General features: G+C 33.5%; 16 protein-coding genes. 4 read left to right on the forward strand and 12 right to left on the reverse strand.

Annotated features, from left to right (window positions below; genetic code table 11):
* Window positions 1-42 precede the first annotated feature (42 nt).
* Genes BMZ09_RS02785 through hemB form a run of 3 tightly spaced genes read right to left on the reverse strand, consistent with a single transcriptional unit; the run spans window position 43 to window position 2,612 of the window.
* Window positions 43-516, reverse strand: a complete 474-nt coding sequence (locus BMZ09_RS02785) for a methylated-DNA--[protein]-cysteine S-methyltransferase (protein WP_090837288.1) — start codon at window positions 514-516, stop codon at window positions 43-45.
* A gap of 2 nt (window positions 517-518) precedes the next feature.
* Window positions 519-1,592, reverse strand: a complete 1,074-nt coding sequence (locus BMZ09_RS02790; protein ID WP_090837289.1) for a CNNM domain-containing protein — start codon at window positions 1,590-1,592, stop codon at window positions 519-521.
* A 30-nt stretch (window positions 1,593-1,622) separates the two neighbouring features.
* Window positions 1,623-2,612 carry a porphobilinogen synthase gene (gene hemB, locus BMZ09_RS02795; RefSeq protein ID WP_090837290.1) on the reverse strand — a complete coding sequence of 330 codons (990 nt, stop codon included), beginning with the start codon at window positions 2,610-2,612 and terminating at the stop codon, window positions 1,623-1,625.
* Window positions 2,613-2,683: 71 nt separating this feature from the next.
* On the opposite strand from hemB, the gene BMZ09_RS02800 reads away from it, so the two are divergent.
* Window positions 2,684-5,317: a DEAD/DEAH box helicase family protein gene (locus tag BMZ09_RS02800; RefSeq protein WP_143067780.1), complete on the forward strand. Its 2,634-nt coding sequence runs from the start codon at window positions 2,684-2,686 to the stop codon at window positions 5,315-5,317.
* Between the two features lie 4 nt (window positions 5,318-5,321).
* Here the strand turns inward: BMZ09_RS02800 and BMZ09_RS02805 are convergent, their stop codons facing one another.
* The 8 genes from BMZ09_RS02805 to hemA all read right to left on the reverse strand — a co-directional run bounded on the left by BMZ09_RS02805 (window position 5,322) and on the right by hemA (window position 12,279).
* Window positions 5,322-5,663 (reverse strand): YchJ family protein, encoded by a 342-nt coding sequence (locus BMZ09_RS02805; RefSeq protein ID WP_245741079.1) that lies wholly within the window; start codon window positions 5,661-5,663, stop codon window positions 5,322-5,324.
* Window positions 5,664-5,713: 50 nt separating this feature from the next.
* The gene (gene hemF, locus BMZ09_RS02810; RefSeq protein WP_090837293.1) at window positions 5,714-6,616 is read right to left on the reverse strand and encodes an oxygen-dependent coproporphyrinogen oxidase; all 903 of its coding nucleotides are present in this window, start codon (window positions 6,614-6,616) and stop codon (window positions 5,714-5,716) included.
* Window positions 6,606-7,145 (reverse strand): GNAT family N-acetyltransferase, encoded by a 540-nt coding sequence (locus BMZ09_RS02815; RefSeq protein WP_090837294.1) that lies wholly within the window; start codon window positions 7,143-7,145, stop codon window positions 6,606-6,608. Before BMZ09_RS02815 ends, hemF begins: the two co-directional genes overlap by 11 nt.
* Window positions 7,145-7,897 (reverse strand): EI24 domain-containing protein, encoded by a 753-nt coding sequence (locus tag BMZ09_RS02820; protein WP_090837295.1) that lies wholly within the window; start codon window positions 7,895-7,897, stop codon window positions 7,145-7,147. Before BMZ09_RS02820 ends, BMZ09_RS02815 begins: the two co-directional genes overlap by 1 nt.
* A 31-nt stretch (window positions 7,898-7,928) precedes the next feature.
* Complete coding sequence (hemE, locus tag BMZ09_RS02825) at window positions 7,929-8,954, reverse strand: uroporphyrinogen decarboxylase (RefSeq protein ID WP_090837391.1); 1,026 nt, start codon at window positions 8,952-8,954, stop codon at window positions 7,929-7,931.
* A gap of 57 nt (window positions 8,955-9,011) precedes the next feature.
* A complete protein-coding gene (locus BMZ09_RS02830; protein WP_090837296.1) occupies window positions 9,012-9,368 on the reverse strand; it encodes a four helix bundle protein in 357 nt (118 codons plus the stop codon).
* A gap of 78 nt (window positions 9,369-9,446) precedes the next feature.
* Window positions 9,447-11,021: a hydroxymethylbilane synthase gene (hemC, locus tag BMZ09_RS02835; RefSeq protein ID WP_090837297.1), complete on the reverse strand. Its 1,575-nt coding sequence runs from the start codon at window positions 11,019-11,021 to the stop codon at window positions 9,447-9,449.
* Entirely contained in the window at window positions 11,014-12,279 is a 1,266-nt protein-coding gene (gene hemA, locus BMZ09_RS02840; RefSeq protein ID WP_090837299.1) for a glutamyl-tRNA reductase, read from the reverse strand. Before hemA ends, hemC begins: the two co-directional genes overlap by 8 nt.
* Window positions 12,280-12,474: 195 nt before the next feature.
* Here hemA and BMZ09_RS02845 point away from each other — a divergent pair, with 195 nt between their 5' ends.
* The gene (locus tag BMZ09_RS02845; RefSeq protein ID WP_090837301.1) at window positions 12,475-13,368 is read left to right on the forward strand and encodes a helix-turn-helix transcriptional regulator; all 894 of its coding nucleotides are present in this window, start codon (window positions 12,475-12,477) and stop codon (window positions 13,366-13,368) included.
* 34 nt (window positions 13,369-13,402) lie between these two features.
* On the opposite strand, the gene BMZ09_RS02850 is transcribed toward BMZ09_RS02845, so the two are convergent.
* Window positions 13,403-16,879 carry a TraB/GumN family protein gene (locus tag BMZ09_RS02850; RefSeq protein ID WP_090837303.1) on the reverse strand — a complete coding sequence of 1,159 codons (3,477 nt, stop codon included), beginning with the start codon at window positions 16,877-16,879 and terminating at the stop codon, window positions 13,403-13,405.
* A gap of 155 nt (window positions 16,880-17,034) precedes the next feature.
* Between BMZ09_RS02850 and hemH the strand changes: the two genes are divergently transcribed.
* Both hemH and BMZ09_RS02860 read left to right on the forward strand, forming a co-directional pair.
* Window positions 17,035-18,066: a ferrochelatase gene (hemH, locus tag BMZ09_RS02855; protein WP_090837304.1), complete on the forward strand. Its 1,032-nt coding sequence runs from the start codon at window positions 17,035-17,037 to the stop codon at window positions 18,064-18,066.
* Window positions 18,066-19,415, forward strand: a complete 1,350-nt coding sequence (locus BMZ09_RS02860) for an MATE family efflux transporter (RefSeq protein WP_090837306.1) — start codon at window positions 18,066-18,068, stop codon at window positions 19,413-19,415. Before hemH ends, BMZ09_RS02860 begins: the two co-directional genes overlap by 1 nt.
* Window positions 19,416-19,421: the final 6 nt, after the last annotated feature.

Genomic DNA, 19,421 nt, shown 5'->3' on the forward strand with positions numbered 1-19,421 from the left:
GTTTTATAAAACGAGTTAAAAATGTGGTTGCAACCTTATACATTAAAAAAGGGATTGTTGTTTATATGGACTTTCGTGATCTAATAACCATTGTTTACGGTGTAGTCCTCCGGCATAGCCTGTCAAGCTGCCATCAGTGCCAATCACACGGTGACAAGGTATAATTATCCAAAGTGGATTTTTGCCATTAGCATTGGCTACAGCGCGTATTGCTTTGACGTCTCCTAATTGCTTGGATAGTTTAAGGTAGGATGTTGTTTTACCATGCGGAATGGTTTGTAAAGCGTCCCAAACACGATTTTGAAACACAGTGCCTTTTGGGTTTAGCTTTAAGCTGAATTGTTCTCGTGTGCCTTCAAAATATTGGTTAAGTTGAAGCACGCAGTCAGCGAGTGTTTTTGGTATGTATTTGGATATTTGTTCTTCAGAATTTAAAACAATAACTGATGCAATACCATCTAAATCACCTGTAATTTTTGTAAAACCTAAAGGTGATTTGATGATGCATGTTTCCATTGCTATTCTGGACTGTTTTCGTCAATAATACCTAGTTTTTTAGCACGTGCTTCCCAGCTTTTTCTAGCTAAATTTTGTAGGTCACTTACGTTATCACTTTCGTCCATAATTTCCATACCTAAAAGTGTTTCAATAACATCTTCCATGGTTACAATTCCGCTTACAGAACCGTATTCATCTACTACTAAAGCCATATGGTTTCTAGTCTCGACAAGTTGTTCAAATAAGGTTGGGATTGCTAGATTTCGGTCTACAATTATAATATCTCTTTTTAATTCGATTAACTTTTTAGAGCCATTACCTAAGGCCATTTCCTTAAACACTTCGTCTTTTAAAACTAATCCTTTGATATTGTCTTCTGTTTCAGAATACACAGGGATTCTTGAAAAACGAAGGTTCATGTTTCTATTAAAAAAATCTTCGACTGTCGTGCTTTCGTTTTCAGATAACATTACCGTACGTGGGGTCATTACATTTTTAGCAAAAACTTCTTTAAAGGTTAGTAAGTTTTTAATTATTCGGCTTTCATTACCTTCAAAAACACCTTCTTCGTGCGCCATGTCTGCCATAACTAAAAAGCCTTCGCGACTTAAAACACTACCATGACCTTTACCACCAATTAGTTTGGTTGTTAATTGCATTAACCACAATAAACCGGTCCATTTTAAAGGAAAAATTAAGATATTAAGTGCGGTTGTTGTAAAACCGGCTAAGCTTTTCCAGTAGGTTGCACCAATTGTTTTTGGTATAATCTCAGAAGCTACTAATATTAAAATGGTCATTACAGCCGAAACTATAAAAACACCATAACCATCACTACTTCCATAAAGTCCTTCAGCTTCCTTACCAACTAAAATTGCACCAACAGTGTGGGCAATTGTGTTTAGTGTTAATATAGCAATTAAAGGTCTGTCAACATCTTTTTTTAATTCTTCCAAATTAGCTGCAAATGCTTTGCCTTCCTGCTTTTTAAGATTTATAAATGTAGGTGTAACACTTAGTAATACGGCTTCTAAAATAGAGCATAAAAAGGAGAAAAAGATAGATATAACTCCGTAAAATAGTAATAATCCCATGGATTGGTTTTTAATTAATGTGTTGCGAATTTACGATAATAATTTAACAACATCCTTTGCAAAATAACTTGCAATTATGTCTGCTCCTGCGCGCTTAATAGCTGTGATTTGTTCCATCATAACCGCGTCGTGGTCTAGCCAACCTTTTTCGGCAGCAGCCTTAAGCATAGCGTATTCTCCAGAAACTTGATACACGGCTACTGGTACATCAACTTCGTTTTTAATTTCGCGTACAATATCTAAATAGCATAATCCTGGTTTTACCATAACGATATCTGCACCTTCGTCAATATCCATTTCTGTCTCGCGTAGTGCTTCAAAACGGTTAGCGTAATCCATTTGGTATGTTTTTTTGTCTTTTGGGATATCTTGAACATCTACCGGAGCAGAGTCTAAAGCATCTCTAAAAGGACCATAAAAAGCAGAGGCATATTTAGCAGAATAACTCATAATCCCTACATCTGTAAAACCATCGTCTTCCAAAGCCTCACGAATAGATAAAATACGACCATCCATCATATCGCTTGGCGCTAGAAAATCTGCACCAGCTTCTGCGTGAGACAATCCCATTTCTGTTAATACATCTACACTATCATCGTTAACTACTTTTCCGTTTTCTATAATTCCATCGTGTCCGTAAACCGAGTAAGGGTCTAGTGCCACATCTGTCATTACTAACATTTCTGGGCAAGCATTTTTAACGGTTTTAATGGCGCGTTGCATTAATCCGTCTGGATTTATAGCTTCAGTCCCTTTATTATCTTTTAAATTATCAGGTACTTTTACAAATAGTAACACGGATTTTAAGCCTAATTTCCAAAGCTCTTTAACTTCAGCTTGTAATAAGTCTAAACTATACCTGTAATAATTTGGCATAGATGCTATTTCTTCTTTTATACCTTTTCCTTCAACCACAAAAAGTGGTACTAAAAAATCGTTTGGAGAGATAATCGTTTCTCTAACTAAGCTTCTGATGGCTTCGTTTGTTCTTAATCTTCTATTTCTCTTAATTGGATACATAATTTTTGTATAAAATTCCTGATATTGTTTACTTTTATCAAAAACAAAGTTAATAATAATCCCTATTTATATTGAGCAAAACGTGGTCTAGTTTACAATTTGTTTTTCCTTGGAGAAGTTATCAAGCACAACTCTTAAAACACTTTGATACGCACATTTCAGACCAACATTTTCATGTTATAGCACCTCCAGGTTCTGGAAAAACTATTTTAGGGATAGAAATTATGCGTAGGCTAGGTAAAAAAACATTGGTTTTAGCGCCTACACTTACTATTAGAAATCAATGGGAAGATCGTTTGCAATCTTTTTTTACTGAAAATAAAGATTTTAAATCGTACTCGTTTGATGTAAAAGCGCCAAGCGATGTTACTTTTATTACTTACCAATCGTTGCATGCATTTTATAAGTCTTTTGAGGATAAAGCCCATTATCTAGACTTTTTTAAAAAGCATAATATTGAAACACTTGTTTTGGATGAAGCACACCATTTAAAAAATGCGTGGTGGACGTGTTTAGTCGAACTAAAAAACAGCAGACCTTTTTTTGTAGTTGCTTTAACCGCAACGCCTCCGTATGATAGTGATCGGACGGAAGTGGCTAAATATTTTAATCTTTGTGGTGAAATTGATGATGAAATTGCAGTGCCTGATTTGGTTAAAGAAACAGATTTATGTCCACATCAAGATTTTGTATATTTTTCAAAACCTGAAGATTTAGAGGTTAATTTAATTTATGAATATAGACAGAAAATAGCCAATTTTAAAGACGACTTACTTGCGGATAATACCTTTATCACTTTTGTTAAACAACATCGTTTTTATAGAAATACCGAAAAATATTTAGATGAAATTTATAGTAATACTGAATATTTTTCGGCGCTACTAATTTTTTTAAACGCATGCGGAACACCTATTGAAAGTTCTAAATTAAGAACGTTAGGCTTTAATAAAAATGAAACTATTAATTTTCCGGAGTTGTACTTAGATTGGTTAGAGATTTTGTTTCAAAACCTATTAGTGAAAGATAGGGAACAGTTAATAGAAAGCGAGTCATACTTGTCTAGTTTAGAGAAAAAACTGAGGCAACTCCATGTTTTTGATAAAAAAAGAGTCAATTTTTTAGGTGAAGATTTGTTATACAAATCATTGACCAATAGCCCGAGTAAACTTAAAAGTATTATCAAAATTGTTGCTGCAGAAAGCAAGAGTTTGCAAGCTAATTTACGTTGTGTTATTCTAACCGATTATATAAGGAAAGAGTTTTTAACCACTCCAGAGCAGCAACTTCAGGATATAAATAAAATTGGAGTTATTCCTATTTTTCAATATTTAAGATGTCGATTTGAAAACAAGAAGGATTTAGCTGTTTTGACTGGTAGTTTGGTTATTATTCACACTTCAATTATTGATGCTTTTAAAAGTCTAGCAGCGGACGTTTTTACTTATTCACCTTTAGATGTTGATGCCAATTTTGTAGTTGTATCAGGAAACACAAGTGCTAAACACAGCATTGTAGGTAGTGTTACTCAGCTTTTTGAAAACGGAACGATAAAAGTATTGGTGGGTACAAAGTCTTTATTAGGCGAAGGTTGGGATGCGCCTTCTATTAATAGTTTGATTTTGGCGTCATTTATTGGGTCGTTTGTGTCTTCTAATCAAATGCGCGGTAGAGCTATCAGAAAAAACCCTAAAAGACCTGAGAAAACCGGGAATATTTGGCATTTAGCCTGTGTTGATATTACAGCTCAAAATGGAGGAAAAGATATTGAAACTTTAAGGCGACGTTTTGAGGCGTTTGTTGGTGTTACGACTAATACAATTCCTTTTATTTCTAATGGGATTGACCGTTTAGATATTCCGGAACATTTTACTGATGTAGCTATTGACCAGTTAAATACAAAGACTTTAAAGAGCGCCACTAATAGAGCTTCAATTACTAAAAAATGGAAGGATTCTATTGGTAACGGAACAGCATTAAGTAAACAAGTACAGGTTTTTGATTTAAATGAATTGCCTTTCAAAAAACAAAAGCAAGTGTACTATTTTGACATCGTACGTTTTTTTACTATAGAATTGTTCTTTTCTATTTTACTGTTTTATTTTGAATACATTATCAAAGCCTTTAATCTGATTCTTCAACGGGGATTTGCGTATTTTATATATTCGTTTTTAGCGTATTTCTTAATTTCTTTTGGACGTAAATTGTACAAGGCAATTACGTTATACATGCGTTATGGTCCTTTGTATAAAACCATTCAAAAAATGGGAGCGGTAATATTGGATTCGTTGGCGGACTTAGGACACTTAACAACTAGTAGCGATCAGCTTTCTGTTGTAGCAGCGCGTTCGGGTAGTAGGGATGTTATTTGTAATTTAATAGGAGCGAGCACGTATGAGAATACTTTATTTTCTTCGGCTTTAAGCCAATTATTAGATCCTATTGATTCGCCAAGATATTTAATAATTAAAACCAATTTTTTCAGACGACGTTTAAATATTGAAAATTTTTACCCGGTACCAGAATTATTTGGTGACAAAAAGAAGCATGCTTTGGTGTTTCAGAATAATTGGAAAAAACATATTGGTAGAAACAAGTTGTTTTATACTAGGCATTTTGAAGGGCGCCAGTTGCTTTTAAAAGCAAGGTTGTTTCATGTATATAATGCGTTTAGAAAAACAACTAAAGAAGTTACTATTTGGAAATAAGCTGTTAGTCTTTGGCGTAGCCTACGTAAAACCAATGGTTGTTTTCTTTTACAAAAGCAGACTTTTCAAGGATGACATCCATGCTACCATTATCATAAAAATAGGCGCTAAAAGTAACCGTACCTTTCGTGTCTTTTTCTAAACCTTTGGTAGTGTCTTGCACATCTAATTTAATCCATTCTACAGATTTTGCCCAAGTTACAATTGCTTTTTTTTCTGAAGTTGGTCTAGTAGATTTATGGTGGGTTGACATTAAATATTCACCATTTGCTAAGACAAAAGCACTGTATCTAGAGCGCATCAACTGTTGTGCTGTTTCAGTTTGTCCACCGTTTAAATGAAACACTTCACAGCATTTTTTATAGGATTTGTTATTTCCGCAATAGCAATTCATTTTTATACCCAATCTTTAGGATTTTGTAAAATGTTTATTAAGCGCTCTTCTTCGCTACCAACTTCTGGTTGATGATCATAAACCCATTGTACATGTGGCGGAAGACTCATTAATATACTTTCAATACGACCATTAGTTTTTAGTCCAAAAAGGGTTCCTTTATCGTGTACTAAGTTAAATTCGACATAACGACCACGACGTATTTCTTGCCAATCGCGTTGTACTTTGGTGTAATTTAAATCTTTCCTCTTTTCTACAATAGGGACATATGCTTCTAAAAAGCTATCGCCAACTTCTGTAACAAAGTCATACCAATTTTGCATGCTCATGTTTTCAGTTGCTTTGCAGTAATCGAAGAATAATCCGCCAATACCACGACCTTCATTACGGTGTGCATTATAGAAATATTCGTCGCAACGTGCTTTATATTTTGGATAAAATTCTGGATTGTGGGTATCGCAAGCCGTTTTGCAAGTTTGATGAAAGTGTTTCGCATCGTCATCAAATAAGTAGTAAGGCGTAAGGTCTTGTCCGCCACCAAACCATTGGTCTACAATATTTCCTTCTTTATCGTACATTTCAAAATAACGCCAATTAGCATGTACTGTTGGTACCATTGGGTTTGTTGGGTGTAAAACTAAACTTAATCCACAAGCGAAAAAATCGGCATCTTCAACACCAAAATATTTCTGCATACTGTCTGGTAATTTACCATGGACACCAGAAATGTTAACACCACCTTTTTCAAAAACGTTTCCATTTTCTATAACGCGTGTTCTTCCACCACCACCTTCTGGGCGTTCCCAGATATCTTCTTGAAAAGTGGCTTTTCCGTCAATTTTTTCTAGACCAGCTGTAATTTGATCTTGTAGTTGCTGTATGTATTTGAAAAATTTATCTTTCATAGTATAATTCATATAACTCCATATCTAATGGTTTTTCATTGGTTGGAGTGAATTCGTTTTTTAAGGTTTTAACCCATTTAAAATTATTAGTCAATGCAACGTTTACACTTGGTAAATTATTTTTATGTGTTATAATTTGAAGTGTTTTTAGTTGCAATGTGTTAAACGCGTGGTTGGATAATAATTGTATTGTTTTAGACACAATTCCGTTGCCTTTAAAATTGTAATCTATACAATAGGCAAATTCGCCTTGATCCAAAGACCAGTCCAGTGCTTTTATGTAAATAAGACCAATAAGTTTACGGGTCTCTGTTTGTTTTAAAGTGAATACAAATTCCTCTTTTTTATCAAATAGCTTTGTTTTCTGTTCAACAAATAGTTTTGATAACGTTGGGTTTGAATTAGCTTTTAAAGTGCTCGGAAAATAGCGTTTAAATCGGTCTTCGTTAGAGACCATAAAATCGCAGAGTTTCCATGCGTCATTACTATGAATTGGATTGATTTCTATACCGTCAAATTTTGCAATCATTAGATTGTAATTTGACTATTGGTTTTTATTAACTTAACGGTGCTTAATGAAGCAGCAGTCACACTTAATGGTAATACCAAAATAACACCAATAAAAGGGACTAATAAAAACAGAATAAATACAAGTCCATTACCTATGGCAATACCTCTGTTTCTTCTTACAAAATTAATACTGTCTTTATAGTTGTAGTGGCGCTCTAAAGTGTAATCCATATTACCAAATCCAGCATAGTAACCTTGTACTAAAAACAGTAAAATGGTGGAAAATATGTTAACAACAGGAATAAATTTTAATAATAATAATGGTATTGTGATTAATAGCTCACGTCCTAAGTTTCTTAAGTTTATTCTAAGACCTCTCCATAGTTGCTCCTGAAAAGATGTTTTTCTGTGATTATGCCTAGTTATTCCTGTTAAATGTGTTTCTATTTTTTCTGAAACGGGACTCATAAATGGAGCAGACAGCGCCATTACGATGTGTTTGTACAGTATTAAACCTAAGGCTAGAATTATAATGACACCAATAACTGTTGAAAAGGATGTAAAAGCGTCTTTTCCCCATTCCCAGAACCATATTTTGGCAATAAAACGCCCAATATTATCTGATAATCGGTAAGCGCTAAATCCTATTACGGAACCTGTTACGATACTAATAATGATAGGGATAAAAAAGTATTTCCAGAGCTTTAGCTTTGAGATTAAAGCTAAAGCACCTGAATAACCATGTATGCCTTTTATTATGTTTTGTATCATATTGTGTTAAACAAAACGAGTTCGTTTTGTCTTAAGCTTTGTATTCTTTTACAGCATCAATAAATGCTTTTGCATTCTCTAATGGAATGTTAGGTAAAATACCGTGACCTAAATTAACAATATATTTGTCTTTACCAAAGTCGTTAATCATTTGGTGTACCATTTTCTTTATTTCTGCAGGAGGAGAGAATAATCTGGTAGGATCAAAATTACCTTGTAATGTTACATTTCCACCGGTTAAATAACGTGCATTTCTTGCAGAACAGGTCCAGTCTATACCTAAAGCAGAAGCGCCAGATTTTGCCATATCGCCAAGCGCAAACCAACAGCCTTTACCAAATGCAATTACTGGTGTTTCGTCTTTTAAAGCATCAATAATTTGTTGGATGTATTGCCAAGAAAATTCTTGATAATCTACTGGAGATAACATACCTCCCCAAGAATCAAAGACTTGAACAGCATTAACACCTGCTTTAACTTTTTCTTTTAAGTAAGCAATAGTAGTATCTGTAATTTTTTGTAATAAGTTATGCGCAGCTATTGGGTTTGTAAAACAAAACTCCTTTGCTTTGTCAAAGTTTTTAGACCCTTGACCTTGTACACAATAACATAAAATTGTCCAAGGAGAACCAGCAAATCCAATTAATGGAATGTCGTCATTTAATTTTTCCTTAGTCATTTTAATAGCTTCGTAAACGTAGCTTAAGCTTTCCTTTACGTCAGGCACAATAACGTTATCTACGTCTTTTTGTGTGCGTATAGGATTTGGTAAATAAGGCCCAAAATTAGGCTTCATTTGTACCTCTATATTCATTGCCTGCGGAATCACTAGGATGTCACAAAACAAAATGGCAGCATCCATACCGTAACGACGGATTGGTTGTACTGTAATTTCACTTGCTAATTCAGGAGTCTGACAACGTGTAAAAAAGTCGTATTTAGCCTTTATTTCCATAAATTCTGGAAGGTAACGACCTGCTTGACGCATCATCCAAACTGGTGGACGGTCTACTGTTTCTCCTTTTAATGCTCTTAAAAATAAATCGTTTTTTATCATTGCTAGCTGTTGGCTTTTAGCTTTTAGCTTTTGGTTGCTCACCTTTTTCTATTAGCTCTAGCTCTTTTTTATTTTATTAATTAAACCATTAATCATTCTGCCTTCTTTGTGAATTAAAGTCATTAGGTTTTCTGTTTCCTTTAAATCTATTAACTTTAATTCGACTATGATAATCAGTTGTGTTTCTATTTCAAAAAGTGAACCTATAGCTATTTCTAAAAAACGCTTAAATTCAACTTCACTATTTCGGCTGCAGCCTTCTGCTATATTAGAAGGGATTGATACAGCTGCTCTATTTATTTGGCTTATTAAACCAAATTTTTCTTGAGCGGGTAATTGATGAGATAATTGGTAAACTTGTTTGACAATGCTTATTCCATTTTTCCAAATTTCAAGTTTTCTAAAATCTCTCATTATATGTTTTGCTTTAATGACTATTAGATTAATTATACATAATAGTGGGGCAAAAAGCTAACAGCAAAAGGCTAATAGCTATGTATAATGTTCGTTTACTAATTCTATAACACTCTCTACTGTTGGTACTTTGGCAATGCGTACATCGTCAAAATGTTTGCTTGCTTCTTTTGCTGTAGTTTCACCTATGCAAAAGGCAATGCCAGTACCTTCATTTTCTTTTTTATAACTCTGTACCGTTGATGGGCTGTAAAACATAACGCCTTCCACAGTTTCAGGAAGCTCAATACTATCTAATTTTGTTTGATAGGCTTCAACTTCATTTACTTTAATACCGCTTTTAGTTAATATTTCTGGTAAATCATCCAATCTTACATCACTGCAAAAATAAGTAACCTCTGTACCTTCAATAAAATCTACTAAATACTCTGCTAATTTCTTAGCATTTTTTTCTGTATGTAATACTTCTCCAATGCGTTTTTCAATCATTTTCTTAGTACGACGACCAACACAATAGATATTTTTAAATTGAAGTTCTACAGCAGAATAGTTAGTCAGTAGTGCTTCAACAGCATTTTGACTTGTAATGACTACATTTTCAATTTCATTTTTAAGAAATCTTGGGTGAATTCTGTTTAAACTAATCTTAACAAAATCAGAACTTTCAGCTTTTACTTTATCACTAAAAAGAAAACGTTGATCTTCTGTTAATGATTTTGTCGAGTATATATTTGTTTTTACATGAGACTCTTTAAGCTCATCCATTAAACGGTTACCACCACGGTCTAAAATGTAATTAGCACACCAATCTGCAATATCATGGTGTTCTCCAACAGCTTTTACGCGTTTAACTTCTATTTTTTTAGTACCGTCTTTACTTAGTAAGATCCCTTCAAAGGTTAATTCTTCATCTTTTATAAAAGCTAAAGCTCCAATTGGGGCTGTACAACCACCTTCTAATTTTCTTAAAAAGTCACGTTCTATTTTTGTACAAATTTCAGTTTCTTTATGGTTTATTTCAGCTAAGATTTCGATAGTTTCGGTATCTTCTTCTAAAGCTACAACCATAATTGTCCCTTGTGCAGGCGCAGGAATCATCCAGTCTAAATTAACAGCATCTTCTGGTCTGATGTCTAAACGACCAATACCTGCAGCAGCAAAAATAGCACCGTTCCAGTCGCTATCTTCTAATTTTTGTAATCTAGTATTTACGTTTCCTCTTAAATCAACTATAGTGTGTGTTGGAAAACGATTTAACCATTGTGCACGTCTACGTAAACTTCCGGTTGCAATAATGGCATCTCTTGATCCTAAAAATTCTTCGTTGTTTTTAAAAACTAAGGTGTCTCTAACATTTCCACGTTTAACAACAGCAGCTTGTACAATTCCTGTTGGTAGTTGTGTTGGTACATCTTTAAAAGAGTGTACCGCAATATCGATATCTCCATTTAACATGGCAATATCTAAAGTGCGTGTAAATATACCTGTAATACCTAATTCGTGTAACGGTTTGTCAAGTACAATGTCTCCTGTAGATTTTAAGGGAACTAAAACTGTTTGATGTCCTAATTCTTTTAATTGATTTTGTACTGTTTTTGCTTGATATAAAGCTAACGCGCTATCGCGAGTTCCGATTCTAATTATTTTAGACATGCTTAGTTGTGGTGTTTTCTAGTTGAAACACTTTTTTTATTAGATCCAAACTTTCGTCAGTTGAGAATGCATCGTCTTTTAAGTGATGCGCGAAATGATTGGTTATTTTTTGAATAATTTTATTACTGATAATTTCGGCTTGTTCTTCATTAAAGTTAGCCATTTTTTTACGTTGTGTATCTAGCTCTGCATTTTTAAAACCTTGAAGTTTTTGTTTTAAAGCTTTAATTGTAGGCGCAAATTTTCTAGTTTCCAGCCAGCTAATAAATTCAGCTTTAATGTCTTCAATAATGCTTTCTGCTAATGGTACTTGTTTTTTTCTACGCTCTAAAGTTTCATCGGTAATTTGCGATAAATCATCTAAATGTATGCGTTTTACGTTAGGTAAGTCGGTTACGTTTTCGTCTACGTTTTTAGGAATTGATAAATCTAAAATTAATAAGTCTTTTTTAGATTGGATTAATTGTTTGTCAACCGTAGGGTTTTGAGCTCCCGTAGCTACAATTAAAATATCAGCTTCATTAATTTCTTCTTGAAGGTTGGCGTAATCTTTAACTACTAAATTAAACTTTCCTGCAACAGCTTCTGCCTTACCTTTAGTACGGTTTATTAGAGTGATTTGCTCGTTTTTAGTGTGTTTTACTAAATTCTCGCATGTATTACGTCCAATTTTACCTGTTCCAAATAATAAAATGTTTTTATCTGTAACGTTATCAATGGTGTTTAAAATGTATTGCACGGAAGCAAAAGAAACGCTTGTTGCACCTGAAGAAATTTCAGTTTCCGTTTTAATACGTTTACTTGCTTGTATTACAGAGTTAACAAGACGCTCAATAAATGGATTTAATAATCCGTGTGCTTTAGAAGCTACTGTGCTTTTTTTAAGTTGTCCTATAATTTCGAAGTCACCTAATATTTGACTATCTAAACCAGATCCAACTCTAAATAAATGAGATATTGCTTCTTGACCTTTATATATGTAGGCGTATTTTTGAAATTCTTCTACTGTTCCTTTTGTGTTGTCACACAATAATTGGATTAGTTGGTAAGGGTGTTCTGCAAATCCGTATATTTCTGTACGGTTACAAGTTGATGTTACTATAAGGCTTTGAATACCATTAGATTTAGCTTGATTTAAAAGCGCGTTTTTAGAGGGTTCATCTAAACTAAAATGACCTCTAATATCGGCATCTGCTTTTTTATAACTTAAACCTAAGGCATAAAAATATGTACCTGTTGACATGTGATAGTGCTCCATTTACCTGACTGGGACTTTGTTGTAGGCAAATTTATGTTGTATATTTTATAAAAAGTAACGCTAAAAGAACTTTTAATAACGTTTGTGGTTTTTTATGCTAAAAAATGAGCTAACAATGATAAATATCATATTTTAGCAGTGAATACAATGGTTTTAGAGTTAGTTGTTTAGAACCAATCTAAATAAGATTTAATTATGACGCTTTCTTCTTCTTTAAAAAATGTCGCTAAAGGTTCGTTTGCAGAAACGCAAGTGGATCAAGGTGTTTTTGTCCTTACTTATCAAAATGAAACAGCTAAAAATCAAACAGTTGAGCGGTTTATTGATAGTAGTTTTATTCAGTTTCATTTTTGCTTAAAAGGTGACAGTGACTTTATTTTTAACAATGGAAGTTATGTTTTAAATATAGCTGAAGAAACCTCATTGTTGCTATATAATCCACAGCGTGATTTGCCTATACATCTAGAGGTAAAGCCTGACTGTTGGTTAGTTTCGGTTTTAATTTCTATTAAAAAATTTCACGGTTTGTTTTCTCAGGAAGCAGATTATATTACTTTTTTGAGTAGTGATAATAAGGATAAAAAGTATTATAAGGACGGTAAAATTTCGCCATCCATGGCTATTGCATTAAATCAGATTGTTAATTTTAATCTTAACTCGTCTATAAAAACATTATACTTTAAAGGCAAGGCATACGAGTTGTTAAGCTTGTATTTTAATAGGGGGGAGGATGCAGATATCGAGCAATGTCCTTTTTTAGTTGACGAAACTAATGTTGCTAAAATTAAAAAAGCAAAAGATATTATTATAGCAAGAATGGTGGAGCCACCAACGCTTCAGGAATTATCTGAAGAGATCAGTTTACCTCTTAAAAAACTAAAAGAAGGCTTTAAGCAAATTTATGGCGATTCTGTGTTTAGTTTTTTATTAGATTATAAAATGGAGGTTGCTAGAAAGCTTTTAGAAACGGGTAATGATAATGTTAATGAGGTGGGTTTAAAAGTGGGCTACAGTACTTCTAGTCATTTTATAGCAGCGTTTAAAAAGAAATATGGCATCACGCCTAAAAAGTATGTTCAGTCAATATAAAAAAAGGCGCTTAAATTATTAAGCGCCTTTTTTGTTAGTATCCTCCGTCGTCTAGACGTTTTCGATTTTTATGAATAACCAGATCTAAAACATCTTTTATTAGTTTGTCTTCCTCCTCGTTTTCGTCAATATAATTTCCGCTATAACCAGAGTCATAATAGACTTCTGTTTGTAATCGGTCCGTTTCTTCTTGCCTTAAAAAACCAGCGTAATAAAAACGTTTGGTTTCGTCTTTATCTTCTTTTTTTACAAGCATGTAGAAGTACATGTCGCCTTCTTTATCATCATCAGTTTTAAAAGCTTTTTTGCCTAAAAAGTGTATAGAATCACGCTCCTTTTCTATTGTTGTGTTGGCAAATAATGTAGATTTAGCGTACATTTCTTGACTAACTTTCTGGGCTATATATGGCTTGTATAGCTTTTTACGATACATTTTATCTATCAATGCTGCCTGATTTTTATAGTCATCAATAGTTTTTTCTTTAAGTTTTTCAGGAATAGGCTCTCCGGCTTCTTCTAGCAAAATGTAATAGGTACTTAGCGCAGATACATTGTCACTATCTAATAGCTTATCAAAAAAGTTTTTAGCTTCGGCTTCTTTTCTAAACGGAAATATAAGTTTTACAAACGCATATAAAGCACTGCTATAGGTTCTGTAATTGTATTTGGACTTAGAGCCTAAACTACGTTTTACTTCTATTTTACCATCTTTAATAAGTTGTTTTTTAAACTTTTTATAAGACTTTGTTTTGATAACGCTACTGTCTTTTAGTCTTGCCAAAAGCTCGTAGATTGGCTCTTTGTATTCTTCAATAGAAGTGTATTCCATCAAATCAGGGAAGAGTGTTTTTTTAAGCGCTAACGAGTCTTTGTAGTTGTAAAACATAGAGCTTATGGATCCGCTTAACGGTAAGTCTTTGTTTAGTAGTGTTAAAAATGTTTGATAAGACTTTTTGGTAGGCTTATTTAATAATGACCTTAAAATGGTGTTCTGAATGTCTGGCTTTGAATAAGACTCGACATAAAGTTGATTTAAAAACGCATCTGTTCTTGGGTCTTCTAGTTCTGTTAATTCCGAAATTAAAAAGGTTTTAAAGTCTTCTTTGTTTTCTGGGAATTCGAAATTTTTAATTAAGTCAATCATCGTACTTGCGTTTGATTTATTAAACTTAATTTTTGTTTTCGCCTTAAATACAATACTGTCATTTTCGCGCAACGCAGTAAAGAAGCGTTCTGTTTTATCGCTAAACACGGATTCTCCCAATAGTGTGTCTATTGGCTGAAAAGTATCGTAAAAACTAGTGACAAATTTTGATGGTTTAGAAAGTGTGTCCGTCAAGCTTTTTATTTCGAAAAGTGCGCCTTTTTTAAGTATGTTTTTTACTAAAATTGCTTTTGCACTAAGCGAGTCTTTTAAAGTGTATTCATAAAAAAACTGATCGTCTTTTTTGTATTTCTTTTTGTCAGTGACTATGTACTTTTTAAATCCATCAATATCTTCTAGTTTTTTTATTTCGCTGTCAATCTCATTCCATAAACTATCTACATTTTTATACATCTGTAGGTCATGAAATTTTAATCTGGTAATAAAAACCTGTTCGTTTGATTTAGAATAGTATGTGGTACGTTTTGTTTTTTCTTCGTAATCCTTAGGTTTGCTATAGCTATAATAGTCATAAGGAGGCGATGCTTTTGTGTTTGTGATTACAGAAAAATGTAAAGACGTGTCTATAATTTTTTCAAAGCCTTCTTGTTGTACGTCTTTAAATTTAAAAGAATTAAAAAAGTCTGTTGCTTTGCTTTCTGTTTGTCCAACATAACCCATTAAAAAGTAGCTACCGTCTTTTACGATGCTTTTTAAATGAATATTTTCAGTTGACGTCGAGTCTTTTTTAGCAACACCTTCATAACTGTAGTATTTGTTGTTTTTATATTGACCATTGGAGTCTTCGATTTCAAAATCTTTATAAAAATTAGTGACAATAAACTTGGCTTCAAATTTGTCTTCTTCAATATAATACACGTCGTTATAGGCAACTTCTTTTAAAAAGTAATAGTCACTACCAATGGTTCCTTGGATTAGTTTTTGACCCGCATTTTGGATGTTATCTGTAGTGTAGTATTTAGGAAAGTTAACTTGGTACTTGTTATAAGTAGATGTAAACGTGTCAAACCCAGATTGGGGTGTTTTAAATGTAATAGAATTAAATATAGGCGCTTCATTTTTTAAAACATAATCCTTTTGACCGGCAAATTTGATAACAATTACCTCTAAAGGGGTTTTGTAAATATGGTATTTTTGGTAGTCTCCTTTTTTGGTTTTGTTTAATATACTAATACCAGGATAAGGGCTTGTTAAAACGTCCTTTTTTATAATATCACCAGGGATATCTTCAAACAAAAAATTATCTAATCTGTCTAGCGATATTTCTTTTTCGTTTGGTAAATAATCATAAGTATTAAATCGGCTAATAGTTAAATAGGCACCATTAGTCATGTCTGGAGAGATATAATATTTTTGCCCACTATAATAAAATTCATATAAATCTGTAAACGCTTTTATAGTCAAAAACCCATCTGGAGTACTGGCAGTTTTTATAGCAGTCGGAGCAATGTAATCTTCAATTTGTTCTTTTTTAGTCTGAGCAACGCTAGATTGTTTAGAAACTAGTGGTTTTACAGTGTAACCTTCGTCTTCTAGCATTTTTAACATTCCTTTTTTGCCTGGCAAATGCGCAGCACCAACACCAGCAAATACCGTTTGAGATTGCATTAAAGAGTCTAAAACATGTACCATATTGGCATTACGTTTATATAACATATTTTCTCTAAAATACTCTGTGTTAGAGGCAGCTCCAATAGAGTCTAAAAGCGATAAATTACGATCTCTATATGTGTTTTCTTGAACTAAGTAAGGGTTTTCTTTTTCGTATAACTTAGTTAACCATGGGTCTATTTTGCTTTTTCTAGCATTACGTTGTGCTTTGGATACTAGGTAGCGAGATTCCTCAATATCTTCTAAGCTATATATGTTTTTTTTCTTCTTTTTACCGGCTTGGTAAATAAACATGTCTAAGTAAGTTTCTTCTTCAAAGTTATCAGCATAGCCATCTTTTCTGTATAAATACCCATTAATCATTCTGTTATCAGATCTAATACTTCCTCTAATAGCGGTTTCTTCAGGATGTTCTAATCCAAAAAGGCTAGAGTAGAAGTTTTTATCATAACTCTGACTGTAGTTTTGTGGTGTTAGCGTTGTTGTTTCGTAATTAAAAGCTAACCAAGTAGAGGGGTCAGATTCTAATGCAACACTTTCGCTTTTTTCTAACGCGTCAAAAAACACATCGTCTAATCTAAAGGCAACTTTTGCACTTACGTGCATGGTGCCATAGATATAAGAGGGTTTGTCGAGGTTTTTTCCAGAAATTTCCCAAAGAAGACTTTGGTTTTGGTTTTGAGAAAACGTAGTGATTGAAAATACACAGAATAGTGCAAGGATAATTTGTTTCATATAGTTTTAGGGTGTCTATCTGTAAATATATTAAACTAATTTTTATTTAAAAGGCTTTGCCTATATATTAATAGGATTTAAATATGATGAACAGATTAATTTTTAATCATAATAAAATTTAGTGTTGTATTTTTGTTTTTGAAAAAGAAATAGACATGAAAAAAGGCGTATTGCTTGTAAATCTTGGTTCTCCAGAAAGTCCAGAACCTAAAGATGTGAAAAAATATTTAGGTGAATTTTTAATGGACGAGCGTGTTATTGACGTTCCGCTTTGGGCCAGAACATTATTAGTTAAAGGGATAATCCTTAATACAAGGCCTAAGCAAAGTGCAAAAGCTTACAAGAAAATTTGGTGGGAAGAAGGTTCTCCATTAATTGTATTGTCAGAGCAGTTACAGGATCAAGTTCAAAATCATACAGAATTACCAATAGCTTTGGCTATGCGTTACGGTAGTATGACTATTAAAAAAGGTTTGCAAGAATTAGTTGATAAAGGTGTGGATGAGGTGTTTTTAATTCCGTTATATCCACAATTTGCAATGGCGACTACCGAAACTATTTTGGTGTTAGCAGAAGAGGTTAGACAAGCAGATTTTCCTAATTTAAAAATAGATAGTTTACCTGCGTTTTATAATAAACCAGATTACATAAAAGTGTTAGCAGAGTCTGTAAAAGGGCATTTACAAGACAAGGATTACGAACATTTATTGTTTTCTTACCACGGTGTTCCAGAACGTCATATTAGAAAAAGCGACATTACTAACGGACATTGTAAGATAGATGGTAGTTGTTGTGAAACAGCAAGTAAAGCGCATGAGTTTTGTTACAGGCATCAATGTAAAGAGGTAACGCGTTTGGTAGGAGAATATTTAGGCTTGGAAGAAAACACGTTCTCAACGTCATTCCAATCTAGGTTAGGTTTTGATCCATGGTTACAACCTTATACCGATCGTACTATTGAGCGTTTAGGTAAAAAGGGCATAAAAAAGATGGCTATTGTTACTCCTGCTTTTGTAAGTGATTGTTTAGAAACATTAGAAGAGATTGCTATGGAAGGAGAAGAAATTTTCCATGAAGTAGGCGGTAAGGAGTTTACAACTATTCCTTGTTTAAATACGGATTCTAATTGGGTTAAATTATTAGCAGAATGGATAAATAAGTGGGCAGAAACGCCTGCTAAAGTATAATGCAGACTAGTAAATCTTCAAATTTAGGAACCGAAACCATTAGCAAACTACTGATTAAACAAGCAGTGCCAGCTTCTATTGGTATTTTGGTAATGTCGCTAAATATTTTGGTAGACACTATTTTTGTTGGTCAGTGGATTGGGTCTACAGCAATTGCGGCTATTAACGTAGTCTTGCCTGTGTCATTTTTTATTGCTGCTTTGGGGATGAGTATTGGTGTGGGAGGATCTTCCATTATTTCTCGTGCTTTAGGTGCTAATAATAATGAAAAAGCATTCAAAACGTTTGGTAATCAAATCTCGTTAACGCTTTTGTTTACGGTTACTTTTGCGGCATTTGGACTTTATTTTGTAGAGCAGCTAATACCGGCATTTGGTGGTAAGGGTAATATTTACGAACCCGCTAAAGTGTATTACGAAATTATTTTATATGGTGTTCCTGTTTTAGCGTTTGTAATGATGGGTAACACGGTTATCCGTGCAGAAGGCAAGCCTAAGTTTGCCATGTATGCGATGCTAATTCCGTCTATTGGTAATTTAGTTTTGGATTACATTTTTATAGGTGTTTTAGACTTTGGTATGGCTGGTGCTGCTTGGGCAACAACGGGGTCTTATATCGTTTCTTTATTATTTATTTTTTGGTATTTTTTATCTTCTAATTCAGAGTTAAAAATCAATTTAAAGCATTTTTATTTACAAAAAAATATCGTGTCAGAAATCGGAGCCTTAGGGTTTGTTACCTTGGCAAGACAGGCGGTAGTTAGTGTTACTTTTTTATTGGTAAATAATGCGTTGTTTGATTATGGCGGAGAAACGTCTATCACTGCTTACGCTATTGTTGGTAGGATGAGCATGTTTGCTTTGTTTCCTGTATTTGGTATTACTCAAGGATTTATTCCTATTGCGGGATATAATTTTGGGTCACAACAATATGATCGTGTTAAGGAAGTCATTTACACAGCTATTAAGTATGCAACAATACTAGGGACTCTAGTTTTTATTGCGTTAATGTTTTTTCCAGAAATTATTACAAGATGGTTTACCACAGACCAAGACGTAATTAATATCACACCAAATAATATGCGTTTGGCGTTTGCTGCGGTCCCAATATTGGCCCTTCAGTTAATTGGTTCGGCTTATTTTCAAGCAGTCGGAAAAGCATTGCCAGCATTATTACTAACCTTAACAAGACAAGCTATATTTTTTATACCGTTAATGTATATTATGCCTCTATATTTTGGAGAGCTAGGTCTTTGGATATCATTTCCTATTGCAGATGTTTTAGCAACCATTGTTACCGCCTATTTTTTAAGAAGAGAGGTTAAGTTAAATTTAAATAAGGACTCATAACAAGCG

Origin of the sequence: Olleya namhaensis (assembly GCF_900114005.1) — a bacterium.
Lineage (GTDB): Bacteria > Bacteroidota > Bacteroidia > Flavobacteriales > Flavobacteriaceae > Olleya > Olleya namhaensis.